17 protein-coding genes are annotated in these 16,131 nt (G+C 60.4%); 10 read left to right on the top strand and 7 right to left on the bottom strand.

What is annotated here, in order from left to right:
• The first annotated feature begins 48 nt into the window (after window positions 1–48).
• Window positions 49–1,137, top strand: a complete 1,089-nt coding sequence (locus ACERY3_RS22800) for a cellulase family glycosylhydrolase (protein ID WP_058842029.1) — start codon at window positions 49–51, stop codon at window positions 1,135–1,137.
• On the opposite strand, the gene emrD is transcribed toward ACERY3_RS22800, so the two are convergent.
• From emrD to ACERY3_RS22825, 5 genes are all read right to left on the bottom strand, one after another.
• Window positions 1,040–2,224, bottom strand: a complete 1,185-nt coding sequence (gene emrD, locus ACERY3_RS22805; protein WP_029741426.1) for a multidrug efflux MFS transporter EmrD — start codon at window positions 2,222–2,224, stop codon at window positions 1,040–1,042. The genes ACERY3_RS22800 and emrD overlap by 98 nt on opposite strands.
• A gap of 175 nt (window positions 2,225–2,399) precedes the next feature.
• Complete coding sequence (locus ACERY3_RS22810) at window positions 2,400–3,233, bottom strand: EamA family transporter (protein WP_045888268.1); 834 nt, start codon at window positions 3,231–3,233, stop codon at window positions 2,400–2,402.
• 62 nt (window positions 3,234–3,295) lie between these two features.
• Complete coding sequence (locus tag ACERY3_RS22815; RefSeq protein WP_047059212.1) at window positions 3,296–3,742, bottom strand: GNAT family N-acetyltransferase; 447 nt, start codon at window positions 3,740–3,742, stop codon at window positions 3,296–3,298.
• Between the two features lie 64 nt (window positions 3,743–3,806).
• Window positions 3,807–3,896 (bottom strand): type I toxin-antitoxin system toxin TisB, encoded by a 90-nt coding sequence (tisB, locus tag ACERY3_RS22820; RefSeq protein WP_023309830.1) that lies wholly within the window; start codon window positions 3,894–3,896, stop codon window positions 3,807–3,809.
• A 254-nt stretch (window positions 3,897–4,150) separates the two neighbouring features.
• Window positions 4,151–4,429, bottom strand: a complete 279-nt coding sequence (locus ACERY3_RS22825; protein WP_176686520.1) for a hypothetical protein — start codon at window positions 4,427–4,429, stop codon at window positions 4,151–4,153.
• Between ACERY3_RS22825 and ivbL the strand changes: the two genes are divergently transcribed.
• From ivbL to nepI, 9 genes are all read left to right on the top strand, one after another.
• Window positions 4,416–4,514, top strand: coding sequence for an ilvB operon leader peptide IvbL (gene ivbL / locus ACERY3_RS22830; RefSeq protein WP_057979964.1), 99 nt, complete (start codon window positions 4,416–4,418; stop codon window positions 4,512–4,514). The genes ACERY3_RS22825 and ivbL overlap by 14 nt on opposite strands.
• Before the next feature lie 106 nt (window positions 4,515–4,620).
• Window positions 4,621–6,309, top strand: coding sequence for an acetolactate synthase large subunit (gene ilvB / locus ACERY3_RS22835; protein ID WP_039260372.1), 1,689 nt, complete (start codon window positions 4,621–4,623; stop codon window positions 6,307–6,309).
• A gap of 3 nt (window positions 6,310–6,312) precedes the next feature.
• Window positions 6,313–6,600, top strand: coding sequence for an acetolactate synthase small subunit (gene ilvN / locus ACERY3_RS22840; protein ID WP_010426528.1), 288 nt, complete (start codon window positions 6,313–6,315; stop codon window positions 6,598–6,600).
• A 98-nt stretch (window positions 6,601–6,698) separates the two neighbouring features.
• Window positions 6,699–7,292 carry a transcriptional regulator UhpA gene (uhpA, locus tag ACERY3_RS22845; RefSeq protein WP_022646555.1) on the top strand — a complete coding sequence of 198 codons (594 nt, stop codon included), beginning with the start codon at window positions 6,699–6,701 and terminating at the stop codon, window positions 7,290–7,292.
• On the top strand, window positions 7,289–8,794 hold the full coding sequence (gene uhpB / locus ACERY3_RS22850; protein WP_373226571.1) for a signal transduction histidine-protein kinase/phosphatase UhpB: 1,506 nt from the start codon (window positions 7,289–7,291) through the stop codon (window positions 8,792–8,794). The genes uhpA and uhpB overlap by 4 nt, the downstream gene beginning before the upstream one ends.
• Window positions 8,787–10,106, top strand: a complete 1,320-nt coding sequence (locus tag ACERY3_RS22855; RefSeq protein ID WP_236902755.1) for an MFS transporter — start codon at window positions 8,787–8,789, stop codon at window positions 10,104–10,106. Before uhpB ends, ACERY3_RS22855 begins: the two co-directional genes overlap by 8 nt.
• A gap of 140 nt (window positions 10,107–10,246) precedes the next feature.
• Complete coding sequence (gene uhpT, locus ACERY3_RS22860; RefSeq protein ID WP_373226572.1) at window positions 10,247–11,638, top strand: hexose-6-phosphate:phosphate antiporter; 1,392 nt, start codon at window positions 10,247–10,249, stop codon at window positions 11,636–11,638.
• A 110-nt stretch (window positions 11,639–11,748) separates the two neighbouring features.
• Window positions 11,749–12,201 carry a DUF1198 domain-containing protein gene (locus tag ACERY3_RS22865; RefSeq protein WP_021242696.1) on the top strand — a complete coding sequence of 151 codons (453 nt, stop codon included), beginning with the start codon at window positions 11,749–11,751 and terminating at the stop codon, window positions 12,199–12,201.
• A 102-nt stretch (window positions 12,202–12,303) separates the two neighbouring features.
• On the top strand, window positions 12,304–13,494 hold the full coding sequence (gene nepI / locus ACERY3_RS22870; protein WP_058842032.1) for a purine ribonucleoside efflux pump NepI: 1,191 nt from the start codon (window positions 12,304–12,306) through the stop codon (window positions 13,492–13,494).
• A gap of 111 nt (window positions 13,495–13,605) precedes the next feature.
• On the opposite strand, the gene ACERY3_RS22875 is transcribed toward nepI, so the two are convergent.
• Together ACERY3_RS22875 and ACERY3_RS22880 are read right to left on the bottom strand one after the other, a co-directional pair.
• Complete coding sequence (locus ACERY3_RS22875; protein ID WP_048981411.1) at window positions 13,606–14,511, bottom strand: DMT family transporter; 906 nt, start codon at window positions 14,509–14,511, stop codon at window positions 13,606–13,608.
• Between the two features lie 150 nt (window positions 14,512–14,661).
• Window positions 14,662–16,041: a carbohydrate porin gene (locus tag ACERY3_RS22880; RefSeq protein WP_033144328.1), complete on the bottom strand. Its 1,380-nt coding sequence runs from the start codon at window positions 16,039–16,041 to the stop codon at window positions 14,662–14,664.
• Window positions 16,042–16,131 lie beyond the last annotated feature (90 nt).

Raw genomic sequence — 16,131 nt, forward strand, 5'->3', positions numbered from 1 at the left:
AAAGCGTGCTAAATACAGGTAATGCTTTCGATTTATCCAGGGTAAACCGTGTTAAAGCCTTTTATTGCCTGTGCATTACTGATCTCTTCCGGCTGGGCGATTGCCGCTGAGCCGCCGCTGACGGCTGCCCGTTATGCGCAGCAGCTGGGCGTCGGGATGGATGTGGACTGGGCGCGCACCGAGCGCGGCATACGCGAGTTCGACCCGCTGGTAGTACGCGATTTTCGTGCAAAAGGCATTACCCACGTGCGCATTCGCGTCGCCGATGAGCCGACGGAAGCGCGGCTAATTCACCTGCGCAAGCTGGTGGAAGCCTGCGAGCAGTATGGCGTGATCCCGATTATCGCTTATCAGGCTGATGAGTATAAAAACGACCCGAAAGCCGATAACGAGAAAGAGACGATTAACTGGTGGATTGCCGTGGCGCACTATTTCGGTCAGAGCTATCCGCTGCTGGGTTTTGATCTCATTTATGAGCCGGCCGACAAGCTTAACCACAACCTCGCGTCGCTAAACCGCGTGTATGAAAAAACCATTAAAGCGATCCACGACATGGACCCGCAGCGCATGATCTTTATTGCGCCACGCCTGCGCGCCGCGCCGGAGGATTTATCCAGCCTGAAGCTGCCTGCGCACAGCCAAAACTACCTGCTGGCGGAGTGGCATATTTTCCCGTGGGGGCCGCTGAAAAATAGCGGTAAATATCCGTGGACGTCCGGCACGGCGGCGGAGAAAGCGGCTATCCATAATCGCATCAATACCGCGCTGCGCTGGCAGCAAAAAACCGGGCACGTGAGCTGGGTCGGGGGCTGGGGCGTGGGAGAGTCAAACCACCTCACGCCAACCGCTTCGCAAATGGCGTTTTCCACCTTTATGGCCTGCGAGCTGCAAAAGGCGAAAATCCCGTATGCGCTGAACGCGGATTTCCAGTTTTACGACGGGGAAGAGGGGGCCTGGCGGCCCGCGCCGGAGCCGTTGTTGCAGGCGATGATTGAGCCCGTTTGTGAAAAGCCCGGCGAGAAGCCGGGCCATCATGCGGTTAAACCGGCTGCTCGTGATGCGGAACACGCGACGCCAGCGGCAGCCAGCACAGTAAAATCAGCAGCCCCATCAGCGTCATCAGCAGGCCCAAACTAGCCTGCCCGGTCTGCGGCATCATGGCCGAGAGCCAGGCCAGCGCGCCGGAGCCGATATTCTGCAAACCGCCCACCAGCGCGCCAGCCGTGCCTGCGAGAAACGGGAACGGCTCCATCGCGCCGCTGGTCGCCAGCGGGAACAGCATCCCCGCGCCGAAGAAGAACAGCGCTGCCGGGATGAGCAGCGTCCAGACCGTCATCACGCCAAACAGCCCCGGTATCCACATCATCAGACCCGCCAGCAGACAGCTGATCACCGACTGCCACATCAGGGTGGAGAAGCGTTTATTTGGGCGTCCGGCAAACCACGCGCCGAAGAACGCCGCCGGGATCGGCAGAATAAACAGAATACTCACGACCATGCTGCTCAGGCCCAGACCCGCGCCCAGCAGCACGCCGGAGCAGGCTTCAAACACCGCAATGCCCGCCAGGCCGCCGATCAGCATCAGCAGGTAGCAGGTAAACGACCCGTTGCCGAACAGCGTTTTATAGCTGGTGATAAGCTTCGTGCGCGGCGCGTCCTGCGGGCGCGTTTCCGGCATCCAGCGCGCCATGCTGAAGGTGACAATCACGCACAGCACCAGCAGGAAGGCGTAGCAGGCGCGCCAGGACCACATCGTGTCCAGCAGGCCGCCAATCAGCGGGGCGAGAAGCGGGCTGACCAGAATACCCATATTCAACAAGCTGTTGGCATGACGGAGCTGGGTGCCCTGATACATATCGCGCGGTAAGGTTCGCGCCATCACCCCACCGACGCCGGTCCCGACGCCCTGCAGGGCGCTGGCGGCAATCAGTACGGTCAGGCTGTGCGTGGTAATGGCAATCACCGTCGCCACCATGAAAATGCTCATGCCCACCAGGATCACCGGGCGACGCCCGACGCGGTCAGACAGCGGGCCGTAGAAGAGCTGCGAAACGCCATAGGTCAGCAGGTAGGCTGCCATCACGCTCTGCACCGCGCCCTCGCGGACGTTCAATTCCTTTGCCATGTCGGCAATCGCCGGAATGTAGATGGTTTGCGCCATCTGACCGACGGCCACCAGTAACACCAGCATCAACAATAAGTTAACGTTCCTTTGTTTTTTCATGTCGCTGAATACTTTTGCCAAAAGAGAAAAATGAAGAATAAGTGACTGCGCATTCCCATAAATGCGCGAGGAATCTACCACAGAGAGATGACAATTTAAGCATTGTCGTGGTGAATGAAAAAACCGGGAAAGGCAGGATTTGTAAACAAGAACGGCAACTAATGTTGCCAGTGATTTACGCCAGGCGCAGCAGAATGGCGCCGCCAGCAATACCCAGCGCCGCCGCGATGCGCAGGCCCGCAACCTTCTCTTTTAAAAGGACAAACGCGATCAGCGCCCCGAAAAGAATCGAGGTTTCACGCAGCGCCGCGACCACCGCCAGCGGTGCCTGCGTCATGGCCCAAAGCGCCAGACCGTAAGAGCCCATGGTGCCCACCCCGCCGAGTAACCCCTTTTTCCAGTGCAGGCGCAGGTAGCCGGACGCCTCGCGCCGACGCGCCACCATCGCCCAGCTCAGCAGGCAGAAGCCGTTCATAAAGAAGGTCCACAGCGTGTAGCCCAGCGCGGTGTCCGACAGCCGCACGCCGGTGCCGTCCACCAGCGTATACCCGGCAATGAAGCAGGCGTTCAGCAGCGCCAGCCAGATCCCTTTGCGTGACTGCATGCGGCCATGCATCGCCATCGCCAGAATCGAAAGGCAAATTACCCCGATGCCGGACCAGGCGAGCCAGGAGAGACGATCGCCGAGCGCCAGCACGCCGATCAGCGCCACCAGCAGCGGGGCGGTGCCGCGCATCAGGGGATAGGTCTGGCTCATATCGGAGACCTGATAGGTCTTCGCTACCAGCACGGTGTATACCACCTGTAAGGCGCAGGAGACGATCAAAAACGGCCAGCTTGCAGCAGATGGCTGTGGGGAAAACGGCAGTAAGACCAGAGCGATAAGCGTGGCGGATCCGCTGACGCTTATCGCGGAATAGAGCTTGTCCGTTCCGGCCTTAACGATGGCGTTCCAGCTGGCATGCAGCAGCGCGGCGAAGAGCAAAATGCAGAAAACGGTGGTGGTCATGGCGTATCGGGTGATGAATTGTCACTCAACTGTAACATTCACACCCTGATGCTGCCAGCCGGTTACACGGCACAAAAAAGGCGGTGCGTCACCCGCGGCTCGTCCGAGACCAGCGTAAAACCCGCCTGGCGATAGAAGCCATACGCGGTGTCCGGCGCGTGGGTATTCAGAAAATCAAACCAGATGCTGGCATCGGCCATTACCACGGTTAAAAGCTGTTTGCCAATGCCCAGCCCGCGGCACTTCTCGCTAACGTAGAGATGGCGAATACGCCCGGCGCGCGGCTGCTGGCTGAACGGATCGCGGTTGAGGCCGCATACGCCGACCAGCCTGCCGTTGAGAAACGCGCCCAGCAGCTTTTCTCCCGGCGCGTTAAAGCGGTTCTCGCCGCGCTGCCAGTTCTCTTCCAGCCTGCGCAGCATGTTGAAATTCAGTGCGATACTTTCAGCCTTCAGGGCGATATACCCCGGCTCATCCGGTGTGACGGGCTCAATTAACAGACGCGACATAGCATTCCCTCGTTATTAAAGAGGGGCGGTTGCCCGCCCCTCTCAGGTGCGACTTGAACCTGAATTACCGAAGGAATTTCAGGACAGCATCAAGCAGTTGCAGTACAGCAACAATGAGTTTGAGGATAAGTATCACCATATCCACTACGCTCATACGCGTCTCCTTTTGGTTAAAAGGAGCACGATGCTGGCGTACCTTTCCGCCGCCTGTTGCCAGCACCTGGATTGACGTAACACAGTGTGCTCACTTCAGGGGTTAAGGCACTGACGGCACCACCCGTTTCAGCCAGGACTTCTTTGCGCCGGTAAAACTGCGGCCCCCTCGCTCACTGCGAACACCCTCATTATAGATAAACACTGTATGCATGAACAGTATTTTTTGGACAAAATCAGGAAGGCGATCCATACTCAAAACGTCAAAATCCGTGCCGGAATTGCGCGTTCGTCTTCGATCGCGTATACTTTTTGCGTTGACGTAACACAGTGTGTTCTGCGGCGACCAACCGCAAACCCTGATAAAAACCTCGCTCCGGCGGGGTTTTTTGTTTTCATCACCCAACAAACGAAACGTGATCCCTGACGCATTTTTGCGCAGATGAAAATATTTCCATTGTCACGCCCGAAAACCTGTGTTTGTATAAATTCCATCAATGATTCCAAACACAGGTCCCCAATGACTTCATCCATCTTCACTTCGACCCTACTAAAAACTGCGCAACCAGCCGCAGTGGTCGTCGTGCGTGTGGTGGTGGTCGTCGGCAATGCGCCGTAGGGACTGGATCAACACACGAATCCAAAACCCCGCCGGCGCAAACCGGGCGGGGTTTTTCGTTTAGGACCCTCCCCGGAACGTCGGCCCAGAAGAAAAGGACTGGAGCATGGCAAGTTCGGGCACAACATCCACCACGACGCGTTTTACTGGCGCGCAGCTGATCGTTCATCTGCTGGAACGGCAGGGCATCACCACGGTTGCGGGTATCCCTGGCGGCACGGTACTGCCGCTGTACGATGCGTTAAGCCAAAGCACGCAGATCCGCCACGTGCTGGCGCGCCACGAGCAGGGGGCAGGCTTTATTGCTCAGGGCATGGCGCGTACGCAGGGCAAACCGGCGGTCTGTATGGCCTGCAGCGGCCCGGGCGCAACCAACCTGGTGACCGCCATCGCCGACGCGCGTCTCGACTCCATTCCGCTGATCTGCATTACCGGCCAGGTACCGTCCTCGATGATCGGCACCGATGCGTTCCAGGAAGTGGACACCTACGGCATCTCTATCCCCATCACCAAACATAACTATTTAGTTCGCGACATCAGCGAGCTTCCTCAGGTTATCAGCGATGCGTTCCGCATTGCGCAGTCCGGCCGCCCGGGCCCGGTGTGGATAGACATTCCTAAGGATGTCCAGACCGCAGAGATCGAGATCGACGTCCTGCCGGAGCCGGGCGAGCGTGCCCCCGCGCCGGAATTCAGCGCTGAGAGCGTGCGCGATGCCGCCGCCATGATTAACGCCGCCAAACGCCCGGTGCTCTATCTGGGCGGCGGAGCGATTAACGCTGCGGATGAAATCCGCCAGTTTGCAGAGAAAGCCAACCTGCCGACCACCATGACCCTGATGGCGCTGGGCATGCTGCCTAAAGCGCACCCGCTCTCTCTCGGCATGCTGGGTATGCACGGCGCGCGCAGCACCAACTACATCCTGCAAGAGGCTGATTTGCTGATTGTTATGGGCGCGCGTTTTGATGACCGGGCGATCGGCAAAACCGAGCAGTTCTGCCCGAACGCCAAAATCATTCACGTGGATATCGACCGCGCCGAGCTGGGTAAAATCAAGCAGCCGCACGTGGCGATTCAGGGCGACGTGGCCGAGGTGCTGGCGCAGCTGATCCCGCAGACGGACGCAGCCGACCGCGCCGACTGGCGCCAGCTGGTGGCCGATCTGCAGCGCGAGTTCCCGGGCGCCATCCCAACCGAAGGCGACCCGCTGAGCCACTACGGACTGATCAACGCCGTAGCCGCCTGCGTGGACGACAGCGCGATTATCACCACCGACGTGGGCCAGCATCAAATGTGGACCGCCCAGGCCTATCCGCTGAACCGACCGCGCCAGTGGCTGACCTCCGGCGGTCTGGGAACCATGGGCTTCGGCCTGCCCGCAGCCGTGGGTGCGGCGCTCGCCAACCCGGACCGCAAGGTCATCTGCTTCTCCGGCGACGGTAGCCTGATGATGAACATTCAGGAAATGGCGACCGCGGCCGAAAACCAGTTAGACGTGAAAATCATCCTGATGAACAACGAGGCGCTGGGGCTGGTGCACCAGCAGCAGAGCCTGTTCTACAAGCAGGGCGTGTTTGCCGCGACCTACCCGGGGATGATTAACTTCATGCAGATTGCCGCCGGCTTTGGCCTGCACACCTGCGATCTGAACGCCGAAGAGGATGCCCACGCGGCGCTGCAGGACGCGATTTCTCGCCCCGGCCCGGCGCTGATCCACGTGCGTATCGACCCTGAACAAAAAGTGTATCCGATGGTGCCGCCGGGAGCGGCAAATACCGAGATGGTGGGAGAATAAGCCATGCAGAAACAACATGATAACGTCATTCTGGAACTCACCGTCCGCAACCACCCTGGCGTCATGACCCACGTCTGCGGGCTCTTTGCCCGCCGGGCGTTTAACGTGGAAGGCATTCTCTGTCTGCCGATTCAGGGCAGCGAGCACAGCCGCATCTGGCTGCTGGTCAACGACGACCAGCGTCTGGAGCAGATGATGGCGCAGATCGACAAGCTGGAAGACGTCACCAAAGTGGCGCGCAACCAGTCCGATCCCACCATGTTTAACAAAATTGCGGTGTTTTTCGAATAAATCGCTTAAGGTAAGCGCCCTGGTCGGCCTGCAGGCGTCGCGCTTGCAGGCCGGATAAGCGCAGCGCCATCCGGCGTTTTCAGACCGCAGGAACACACATGACCACCATCGCTCTCATCGACGACCACCTTATCGTCCGCTCCGGCTTTGCCCAGCTTTTAAACCTCGAACCGGATTTTCAGGTCGTGGCCGAGTTTGGCTCCGGTCGCGAGGCGCTGGCGGGCCTGCCGGGGCGCGGAGTGCAGGTCTGTATCTGCGACATCTCGATGCCGGATCTCTCCGGGCTGGAGCTGCTAAGCCAGCTGCCGAAAGGGATGGCGACGATCATGCTGTCGGTCCACGACAGCCCGGCGCTGGTCGAGCAGGCCCTCAACGCGGGCGCGCGCGGCTTTCTCTCCAAGCGCTGTAGCCCCGACGAACTGATCGCCGCCGTGCGAACCGTCTCCACCGGCGGCTGCTATTTAACGCCGGATATCGCCATCAAGCTGGCGGCCGGACGTCAGGATCCGCTCACCCGGCGCGAGCGCCAGGTGGCTGAGAAGCTCGCGCAGGGGATGTCGGTAAAAGAGATTGCCGCCGAGCTGGATCTGTCCCCGAAAACCGTGCACGTCCACCGCGCCAACCTGATGGAAAAACTCAACGTCAGCAACGACGTCGAGCTGGCGCGCCGCATGTTTGACAGCTGGCAATGAGTTCCGCTTTTTCACGGCTGATCGCCGTTGTCGCCAGCTTTTTTATCTTCTCCGCCGCCTGGTTTTGCCTGTGGAGCATCAGCCTGCACCTGGTGGAACGCCCGGAGCTGGCGGTGCTGCTGTTCCCCTTCGGCCTGCGTCTGGGGTTAATGCTCCAGTGTCCGCGCGCCTACTGGCCCGTTTTGCTCGGTGCTGAATGGCTGATGCTGGTCTGGCTGGCGCAGGAGGTTGCCCTCGCGCACCTGCCCTTATTGATGACCGGAAGCCTGCTCACGCTTCTCCCGGTTGCCCTCATTTCCCGCTACCGCCACCAGCGCGACTGGCGCACGCTGCTGCGGCAGGGGGCGGCGCTGATGGCCGCCGCGCTGCTGCAGTCGCTTCCGTGGGTCGGCGAGAAGGAGATGCTCAACGCCCTGCTGCTGACCCTCACCGGCGGCCTGACGCTGGCGCCAACCTGTCTGGTGATCTGGCACTACCTCACCAGCACCGTCTGGCAGCCGCTCGGCCCGGCGCTGGTTTCCCAGCCGGTGAACTGGCGCGCCCGGCACCTCATCTGGTATCTGCTGCTGTTTGTGGTGAGCCTGTGGCTCCAGCTTGGCCTGCCCGCCGAGCTTTCACGCTTCACGCCGTTTTGTCTGGCGCTGCCGATTATCGCCCTGGCCTGGCACTACGGCTGGCAGGGGGCGCTGATCGCCACGCTGATGAACGCCATCGCGCTGATCGCCAGCCAGACCTGGCACGATCATCCTGTTGATTTACTGCTTTCCCTGCTGGCCCAGAGCCTGACCGGGCTGCTGCTCGGCGCGGGCATCCAGCGCCTGCGCGAGCTGAACCAGTCCCTGCAAACCGAGCTGGCGCGCAACCGCCGTCTGGCGGAGCGTCTGCTGGAAACCGAAGAGAGCGTGCGGCAGGAGGTCGCCCGCGAGCTGCACGACGATATCGGCCAGACCATCACCGCTATCCGCACCCAGGCGGGCATTGTCCAGCGCCTGGCGGCGGAAAACGCGGGCGTTAAGCAGGGCGGGGCGCATATCGAACAGCTTTCGCTGGGCGTCTATGACTCCGTTCGTCGCCTGTTAGGACGGCTGCGCCCGCGCCAGCTTGACGACCTTACGCTGGAGCAGGCGGTGCGTTCCCTGATGCGCGAGATGGAGCTGGAAAGCCGCGGAATAGTCAGCCATCTCGACTGGCGCATTAACGAATCTACGCTCAGCGAAGGCCAGCGCGTGACGCTGTTCCGCGTCTGTCAGGAAGGGCTGAACAACATCGTCAAGCACGCCAGCGCCAGCGCGGTTACCATCCAGGGCTGGCAGCAGGACGACAGCCTGAAGCTGATAATCGAAGACGACGGCTGCGGACTGCCGCCGGGTTCCGGCCAGCAGGGCTTTGGCCTGGCGGGCATGCGCGAGCGCGTGAAGGCGCTGGGCGGCACGCTGAACCTCTCCTGCACCCACGGGACGCGCGTCAGCGTCAGCCTGCCGCTACGGAGTTACCATGTTTAAAACCCCTGCCAGCGCCGCGCCGATTGGCGATAAAGCGGAAATCGACGCCCGCTACCGCTACTGGCGTCGCCATATCCTGATGACCATCTGGCTCGGCTACGCGCTGTTCTACTTCACCCGCAAAAGCTTCAACGCCGCCGCGCCGGAAATCCTCGCCAGCGGCGTGATGACGCGCACCGATATCGGCCTGCTGGCGACGCTGTTTTACATCACCTACGGCCTGTCGAAGTTCGTCTCCGGCATCGTCAGCGACCGCTCCAACGCGCGCTATTTCATGGGCGTTGGGCTGATCGCCACCGGGGTGGTGAACATTCTGTTTGGCTTCTCGACGTCGCTTTGGGCCTTTGCCCTGCTGTGGGCGCTGAACGCCTTTTTCCAGGGCTGGGGCGCGCCGGTCTGCGCCCGCCTGCTCACCGCCTGGTATTCGCGCAACGAACGCGGCGGCTGGTGGGCAATCTGGAACACCGCGCATAACGTCGGCGGGGCGCTGATCCCGATGGTGGTGGGGGCGGCGGCGCTGCACTACGGCTGGCGCGCGGGGATGATGATTGCCGGTGGCCTGGCGATAATTGCCGGGCTGTTTCTCTGCTGGCGCCTGCGCGACCGGCCGCAAACCGTCGGCCTGCCTGCGGTGGGCGACTGGCGGCACGACGAAATGGAGATTGCCCAGCAGCAGGAGGGCGCGGGGCTGACCCGCAGGGAGATCCTCACCAAGTACGTGCTGAAAAACCCTTACATCTGGCTGCTGTCGCTCTGCTACGTGCTGGTCTACGTGGTGCGCGCGGCGATCAACGACTGGGGCAACCTGTACATGTCCGAGACGCTCGGCGTGGATCTGGTGACCGCCAACTCGGCGGTGACGATGTTCGAACTGGGCGGGTTTATCGGCGCGCTGGTGGCGGGCTGGGGCTCGGACAAGCTGTTCAACGGCAACCGTGGCCCGATGAACCTGATTTTCGCCGCCGGGATTTTGCTCTCCGTCGGCTCGCTGTGGCTGATGCCGTTCGCCAGCTACGTGATGCAGGCGGCGTGCTTCTTCACCACCGGCTTCTTCGTGTTTGGCCCGCAGATGCTGATCGGCATGGCGGCGGCAGAGTGTTCCCACAAAGAGGCGGCAGGCGCGGCGACGGGCTTTGTCGGGCTGTTTGCCTACCTCGGCGCATCGCTCTCCGGCTGGCCGCTGGCGCGGGTGATCGACGTCTGGCACTGGAGCGGATTCTTTGCGGTGATCGCCATCGCGGCGGGGATTTCCGCGCTGCTGCTGCTGCCCTTCCTGCATGCGCAGGCGCCGCGCGAGGTGAGCGAAGCGTGATGCGTCTCACCTTTTCGCCCCGAGTGGCGCAAAACCAGGAAATTTTCCCGGTTTTACCTGGACGCTGTCTCAGGCATCTCTCCCGGCTGATTTTTACAATGCCTGCCATTCGCAGGTAAAAATCAGCTCAGGAGCAAACCATGCTGGCCTTCCTCAACCAGGTGCGCAAGCCGACCCTGGATCTGCCGCTCGACGTGCGGCGCAAGATGTGGTTCAAACCGTTCATGCAGTCCTATCTGGTGGTCTTCATCGGCTACCTGACCATGTACCTGATCCGCAAAAACTTTAACATCGCGCAGAACGACATGATCTCAACCTACGGGCTGAGCATGACGCAGCTGGGGATGATTGGCCTGGGCTTCTCCATCACCTACGGCGTGGGTAAAACCGTCGTTTCCTACTACGCGGACGGCAAAAACACCAAGCAGTTCCTGCCGTTTATGCTGATCCTCTCCGCCATCTGTATGCTCGGCTTCAGCGCCAGCATGGGCGCGGGCTCCGTCAGCCTGTTCATGATGATCGCCTTCTACGCCCTGAGCGGCTTCTTCCAGAGTACCGGCGGGTCGTGCAGCTATTCCACCATCACCAAATGGACCCCGCGCCGCAAGCGTGGTTCGTACCTCGGCATGTGGAACATCTCCCACAACCTCGGCGGGGCGGGGGCGGCTGGCGTAGCGCTGTTTGGCGCAAACTACCTGTTCGACGGCCACGTGATCGGCATGTTTATCTTCCCGTCGATTATCGCCCTGATTGTCGGCTTTATCGGCCTGCGCTACGGCAGCGACTCCCCGGAATCTTACGGCCTCGGCAAAGCCGAAGAGCTGTTCGGCGAGGAGATCAGCGAAGAGGACAAAGAGACCGAAGAAAACGAGATGTCCAAATGGCAGATCTTTGTTGAGTACGTGCTGAAAAACAAAGTGATCTGGCTGCTGTGCTTCTCAAACATCTTCCTGTACGTGGTGCGTATTGGCATCGACCAGTGGTCGACCGTGTATGCCTTCCAGGAGCTGAAGCTCTCTAAAGAAGTGGCGATTCAGGGCTTTACCCTGTTCGAAGTGGGCGCCCTGGTCGGCACCCTGCTGTGGGGCTGGCTCTCGGATCTCGCCAACGGTCGTCGCGCGCTGGTGGCCTGCGTCGCGCTGGCGCTGATTATCGCCACGCTCGGCGTCTACCAGCACGCCAGTAACCAGTACATTTACCTGGCGTCCCTGTTCGCGCTCGGCTTCCTGGTGTTTGGTCCTCAGCTGCTGATCGGCGTGGCGGCAGTCGGCTTCGTACCGAAAAAAGCGATCGGCGCCGCCGATGGGATTAAAGGCACCTTCGCCTACCTGATCGGCGACAGCTTCGCCAAGCTGGGTCTGGGGATGATCGCCGACGGCACGCCAATTTTCGGCCTCACCGGCTGGGCGGGCACCTTCGCGGCGCTGGATGCGGCAGCCATCGGCTGTATCGTCCTGATGGCGATGGTAGCGGTGCTGGAAGAACGTAAAATTCGCCGTGAAAATCGCGTGCAGAAATTAAAAACAGCCTGAGTGTGCAGGTAACTTCTTTGCCCGGTGTGTGATGCCGGGCTTTTTTATGCCTGTCGCTGTTGACGCCCTGCGTTTCCCGCTATGATGAGCGGCAATTCATAGGAGAACGCATGGTCTGGATAATGCTGGCAACGCTTGCCGTGGTGTTTGTGGTGGGATTTCGCGTCCTGACCTCAGATTCCCGCCGCGCCATCAAACGTTTGAGCGAGCGTCTGGGGATCACCCCGATGCCGGTCGAGTCGATGATCGACCAGTTCGGTAAAACGCCCGGCAATGAGTTTATCCGCTACCTTGAGCGACCCGACGAGGCGCATCTGCAAAACGCGGCGCAGGTGCTGCTGATCTGGCAGGTTTGCATCGTCGACGGCAGCGAGGAGAACCTGCACGCCTGGCACCGCATGCTGCGTAAAGCCCGCCTTGCCGCACCCATTACCGATGCGCAAATTCGTCTGGCGCTTGGCTTCATGCGCGAGATGGAGCCCGATCCGCAGGAGCTAAACGCTTTCCAGCTTCGCTATAACCAGCTCTTCCTGCCGGAAGAGGGCGTGTTTTACCTGCACTGATCCCCTGTAAAAACGACAAAAGTTGTCAAATCGTTAAATCCGTCACACTTTTGATGATAAACTGCGCGACTTTTCCGCACGTTTTTATCTTCAGGTGACGCCATGACAGAACATATCCAGCCCACGACCAGACCGCAGACCAAAGAGGTTTCTCGCCCCAACTGGTCGGCCGTTTTCGCCGTGGCGTTCTGCGTCGCCTGCCTGATTACCGTTGAGTTTCTGCCGGTGAGCCTGCTGACGCCGATGGCGCAGGATTTGGGCATTTCCGAGGGCGTGGCGGGGCAGTCCGTCACCGTTACCGCCTTCGTGGCGATGTTCGCCAGCCTGTTTATCACCCAGGTGATTGGCACCATCGACCGTCGCAAGGTGGTCATCCTGTTCAGCGTGCTGCTGACGCTCTCCTGCGTGCTGGTCTCCTTCGCGGAAAGCTTCACCCTGCTGCTGCTGGGGCGCGCCTGCCTGGGGCTGGGGCTCGGCGGTTTCTGGGCGATGTCGGCCTCGCTGACCATGCGCCTGGTGCCCGCACGGACGGTGCCAAAAGCGCTTTCCGTTATCTTCGGTGCGGTCTCTATCGCGCTGGTGATTGCCGCGCCGCTCGGCAGCTTCCTCGGCGGGATTATCGGCTGGCGTAACGTCTTTAACGCGGCGGCGGTGATGGGCCTGCTCTGCATCATTTGGGTGTGGAAGGCGCTGCCGTCCCTGCCGGGCGAAGCGGCGCACCACAAACAGAACATGTTCGCGCTGCTGAAGCGCCCCGGCGTGCTGGCGGGGATGACCGCCATCTTTATGTCCTTTGCCGGGCAGTTTGCCTTCTTTACCTATATCCGCCCGGTGTTTATGACCATGGCGGGCTTTGACGTGGACGGCCTGACGCTGGTGCTGCTGAGCTTTGGTATCGCAAGTTTTGTCGGTACCTCGCTGTCTTCCCAGTTCCTGAAACGCTCCCTGAAGGTGGCGCTGGCGGGTGCGCCGCTGGTGCTGGCGGCGAGCGCGGCGGTGCTGGTGCTGTGGGGCAGCGATAAGTGGGTGGCCTCTGCCATCGCGATTATCTGGGGCTTTGCCTTTGCGCTGGTGCCGGTGGGCTGGTCGACGTGGATCACCCGCTCGCTTGCCGATCAGGCGGAAAAAGCCGGGTCGATTCAGGTGGCGGTGATCCAGCTGGCGAACACCTGCGGCGCGGCCATTGGCGGCGTGGCGCTCGACCACCTTGGGCTGACGTCACCGCTGGTGATCTCCGGTACGCTGATGCTGCTGACGGCGCTGCTGGTGGCGGGGAAGGTTAAAGCAAAGTAAGTCAATTTCCCCCCTCACCCCGGCCCTCTCCCCAAAGGGGCGAGGGTGAAAAGACAGCACCGAGCCGTCCCCTCTCCCCTGTGGGGAGAGGGTTAGGGTGAGGGCATCAGGCTACGCCGATGTCTGAACCCGTCTTCTCGAATCCATCGAAATCAGCACCACCGACGACACAATCAATAGCGTGCCCAGCCAGTCCGGCAGGGTAAACGCCACCCCCAGCAACACCACCGACAGCAGCGCGCTGCTCAAGGGTTCGGCGCAGCTCAGAATGCTCGCCTTCGGCCCGCCGATCATCTGCGCGCCTTTCAGATACAGGCTGAACGTCAGCGCCGTGCCAATCACCACCAGGTAGAAAAACGCCAGCAGCAGGCTGCCGTCAATCACAAAGGTGGTCCCGCGTCCGGCGTAGAACGGCGTCAGCATTAACCCAGCAATCAACATGCTCCAGCCGACAATCGGCAGCGTGCCGTAGCGGGCGATCAGCGTTGACGGATAGGTGGTGTAAAACGCGGCGGCAAACGCCGATGCGATGCCGAAGAACAGCGCGGCAGGCGAGATGGAGAGCGAGGTTGGGTCGCCGTGGGTGACCAGCAGAAACGTACCGACAAGCGACGTCATGATGGCCGACAGCACAAACACGCCGGGGCGCTTTTTCCGCGCCAGGGCGAACCAGGCCACGATAATGGTCGGCGAGAGAAACTGCAGCACGGTAGCGGTGGCTGCGTTGGATTTCTCAATCGTCAGCAGGAAGGTGAGCTGCACGGTGAGCGCGCCGACCAGCGAGAAAATCAGCAGGCTGAGGGCGTCTTTGCGATGTTTGATGACCGAGAAAATCTTATCGCCGTGAACGAAGGAGAGCGTCAGCAGGATCACGCCGGTAAACAGCAGGCGAACCATGGTCAGGTAAGGCGAAGAAATGTGGCTTTTCTCCATGATGTACTGCGCGCAAACGCCGGAACTGCCCCATAAAACGGCGGCGATCAGGACGTTTAGCATCCCTTTACGTGTGGAACCCATTTTCTCCCCTGCGATGTTGTCGTTAATTCGGTCAACAGCATAGCATGCTTGCGTGCGGCCTGATGCCCTCACCCCGGACCGTACACCCACGGGGAGAGGGAGCAAACACTAAAAACGGCAACTTGCGTTGCCGTTTTGCTTCTACCTTGCCTAGAACCACGCCTCCCACATCGCGCCGACGTTGAAGTCGTCGAGCGTTTCGTCTTTGGTGTTGTTCACGCGCGCGGTGCGTTCGTTATCCACCTTGCCGCCGGTCACGTAGAAGCGCAGCATCGGGCGGAACTCCGGCCCCATGGCGATAGACATGTTCTGCGACAGGGTCAGCTTCCAGCCCTTGTTGTCGCCGCCGTTGTCGTAATCCACGTGCTGCCAGCCCGCTTCCAGCCAGGTGGAGTGAACGTCGTTCCACCAGTGCATTGGTCGCACGATGGCGTTGTAGTTTTTGCGGTTGTCGGTCTTATCGCGGCTGTTGTCGTAGTCGTGGAAGGCGAGGATGTACTCCACCTGCGTGGCCTGGGTGAATTTGTACAGCCCTTCGAAGCTGGCGTAGACCGTGGTCAGATCCTCGGTTTTGTTGAACACGCTGTTGTCCGCGTTATCGGAGTAGCGGGCGATCACCTTGTTCACGCCGCTGTCGTTGGTGTGGCTCAACACTACGCCGCCCTGCCAGGCGTTCAGACGCTCGTCGCTCTCCACCGCCTTGGAGTCAAAGCCGTAGTTGGCGTACAGCTCCATGTCGATCGGGCCAAGCTTCATGCCGTGGATTTTTGAGGTCGCGGCGTAGTTGCCTTTGTCGCCCGTGCCGGAACCGCCGGTACAGGTGATGCGCGACGGGTTGGCTTCATCTTCCATCACTTCCGGGCTACAGGATTCTACCGCCGCGACGGCGGCCACGTCGAACTGCACGCCGCCGATGTCGAAGTTCTTCACCCCGGCGCCCTGGCCGTCGTGGTTCATCCAGAAGTAATCGTTGATGCCCTGCTGCGGACGCTGGTGGAAGTCACGGCCTGCCCAGAAATAGGCGTTCGGGTTGGAGGCCATAATGTTGGTCACCCCCGCGTAGGCTTTTTTCAGGTTAACTTCGTCGCCCCAGTGGTCGATCATCACGTTAACGTCCCAGATGGCGCCGTTTTCACCCTTAAAGGCCTTGGATAGCTGGAATTCCCCGCCGTTGCCTTCGTTGCCCAGACGACCAATGGCGGACGCGCCGTTGTACGAGCCGTCCACCGCGACGTATTTCTGATCGGCAGCCTGGAAGTGCGCGCCGTAGCGGGCGTAGCCGGTAAATTTAATTCCGAACGGGATCGCCATATCCGGAGATTGCGCCGCGCTTTGCGGCTCGGTCACCACGTCCGCTTTTTTCGCGACCGCCGCATCCATTTTAGCCTGACGTTCGGCCAGGGCTTTATCCACCGCTTTCGCCACAATGGCGTCAATTTGCTCCTGGGTGAATTCCTGTGCGAGCACGGAAATTGGGCAAAGCGCGGCGATAACCGCCATGGTTAATGGAAGTTTTTTAATCGTATTCATGGTTATCTCAATATAGTTTAATTTTATTCAGACAATAACCATCCCGCTCCGATCTGACAGAGTATGTCGCTATCATCAGAACAAGTGGAT

Source organism: Enterobacter cloacae complex sp. ESBL7 (genome assembly GCF_041679625.1).
In the GTDB taxonomy this organism is placed as follows: Bacteria; Pseudomonadota; Gammaproteobacteria; order Enterobacterales; family Enterobacteriaceae; genus Enterobacter; species Enterobacter asburiae_B.

Bases quoted from the DNA above. Each gene is read 5' to 3' on its own strand.
- ilvN (WP_010426528.1), top strand. From the start codon at position 6,313: ATGCAGAAACAACATGATAACGTCATTCTGGAACTCACCGTCCGCAAC.
- uhpB (WP_373226571.1), top strand. From the start codon at position 7,289: ATGAGTTCCGCTTTTTCACGGCTGATCGCCGTTGTCGCCAGCTTTTTT.
- tisB (WP_023309830.1), bottom strand. From the start codon at position 3,896: ATGAGCGTAGTGGATATGGTGATACTTATCCTCAAACTCATTGTTGCT.
- uhpT (WP_373226572.1), top strand. From the start codon at position 10,247: ATGCTGGCCTTCCTCAACCAGGTGCGCAAGCCGACCCTGGATCTGCCG.
- ACERY3_RS22865 (WP_021242696.1), top strand. From the start codon at position 11,749: ATGGTCTGGATAATGCTGGCAACGCTTGCCGTGGTGTTTGTGGTGGGA.
- ilvB (WP_039260372.1), top strand. From the start codon at position 4,621: ATGGCAAGTTCGGGCACAACATCCACCACGACGCGTTTTACTGGCGCG.
- ACERY3_RS22825 (WP_176686520.1), bottom strand. From the start codon at position 4,429: ATGGATGAAGTCATTGGGGACCTGTGTTTGGAATCATTGATGGAATTT.
- ACERY3_RS22810 (WP_045888268.1), bottom strand. From the start codon at position 3,233: ATGACCACCACCGTTTTCTGCATTTTGCTCTTCGCCGCGCTGCTGCAT.
- emrD (WP_029741426.1), bottom strand. From the start codon at position 2,224: ATGAAAAAACAAAGGAACGTTAACTTATTGTTGATGCTGGTGTTACTG.
- ACERY3_RS22880 (WP_033144328.1), bottom strand. From the start codon at position 16,041: ATGAATACGATTAAAAAACTTCCATTAACCATGGCGGTTATCGCCGCG.
- ACERY3_RS22875 (WP_048981411.1), bottom strand. From the start codon at position 14,511: ATGGGTTCCACACGTAAAGGGATGCTAAACGTCCTGATCGCCGCCGTT.
- ACERY3_RS22815 (WP_047059212.1), bottom strand. From the start codon at position 3,742: ATGTCGCGTCTGTTAATTGAGCCCGTCACACCGGATGAGCCGGGGTAT.
- ivbL (WP_057979964.1), top strand. From the start codon at position 4,416: ATGACTTCATCCATCTTCACTTCGACCCTACTAAAAACTGCGCAACCA.
- nepI (WP_058842032.1), top strand. From the start codon at position 12,304: ATGACAGAACATATCCAGCCCACGACCAGACCGCAGACCAAAGAGGTT.
- ACERY3_RS22855 (WP_236902755.1), top strand. From the start codon at position 8,787: ATGTTTAAAACCCCTGCCAGCGCCGCGCCGATTGGCGATAAAGCGGAA.
- uhpA (WP_022646555.1), top strand. From the start codon at position 6,699: ATGACCACCATCGCTCTCATCGACGACCACCTTATCGTCCGCTCCGGC.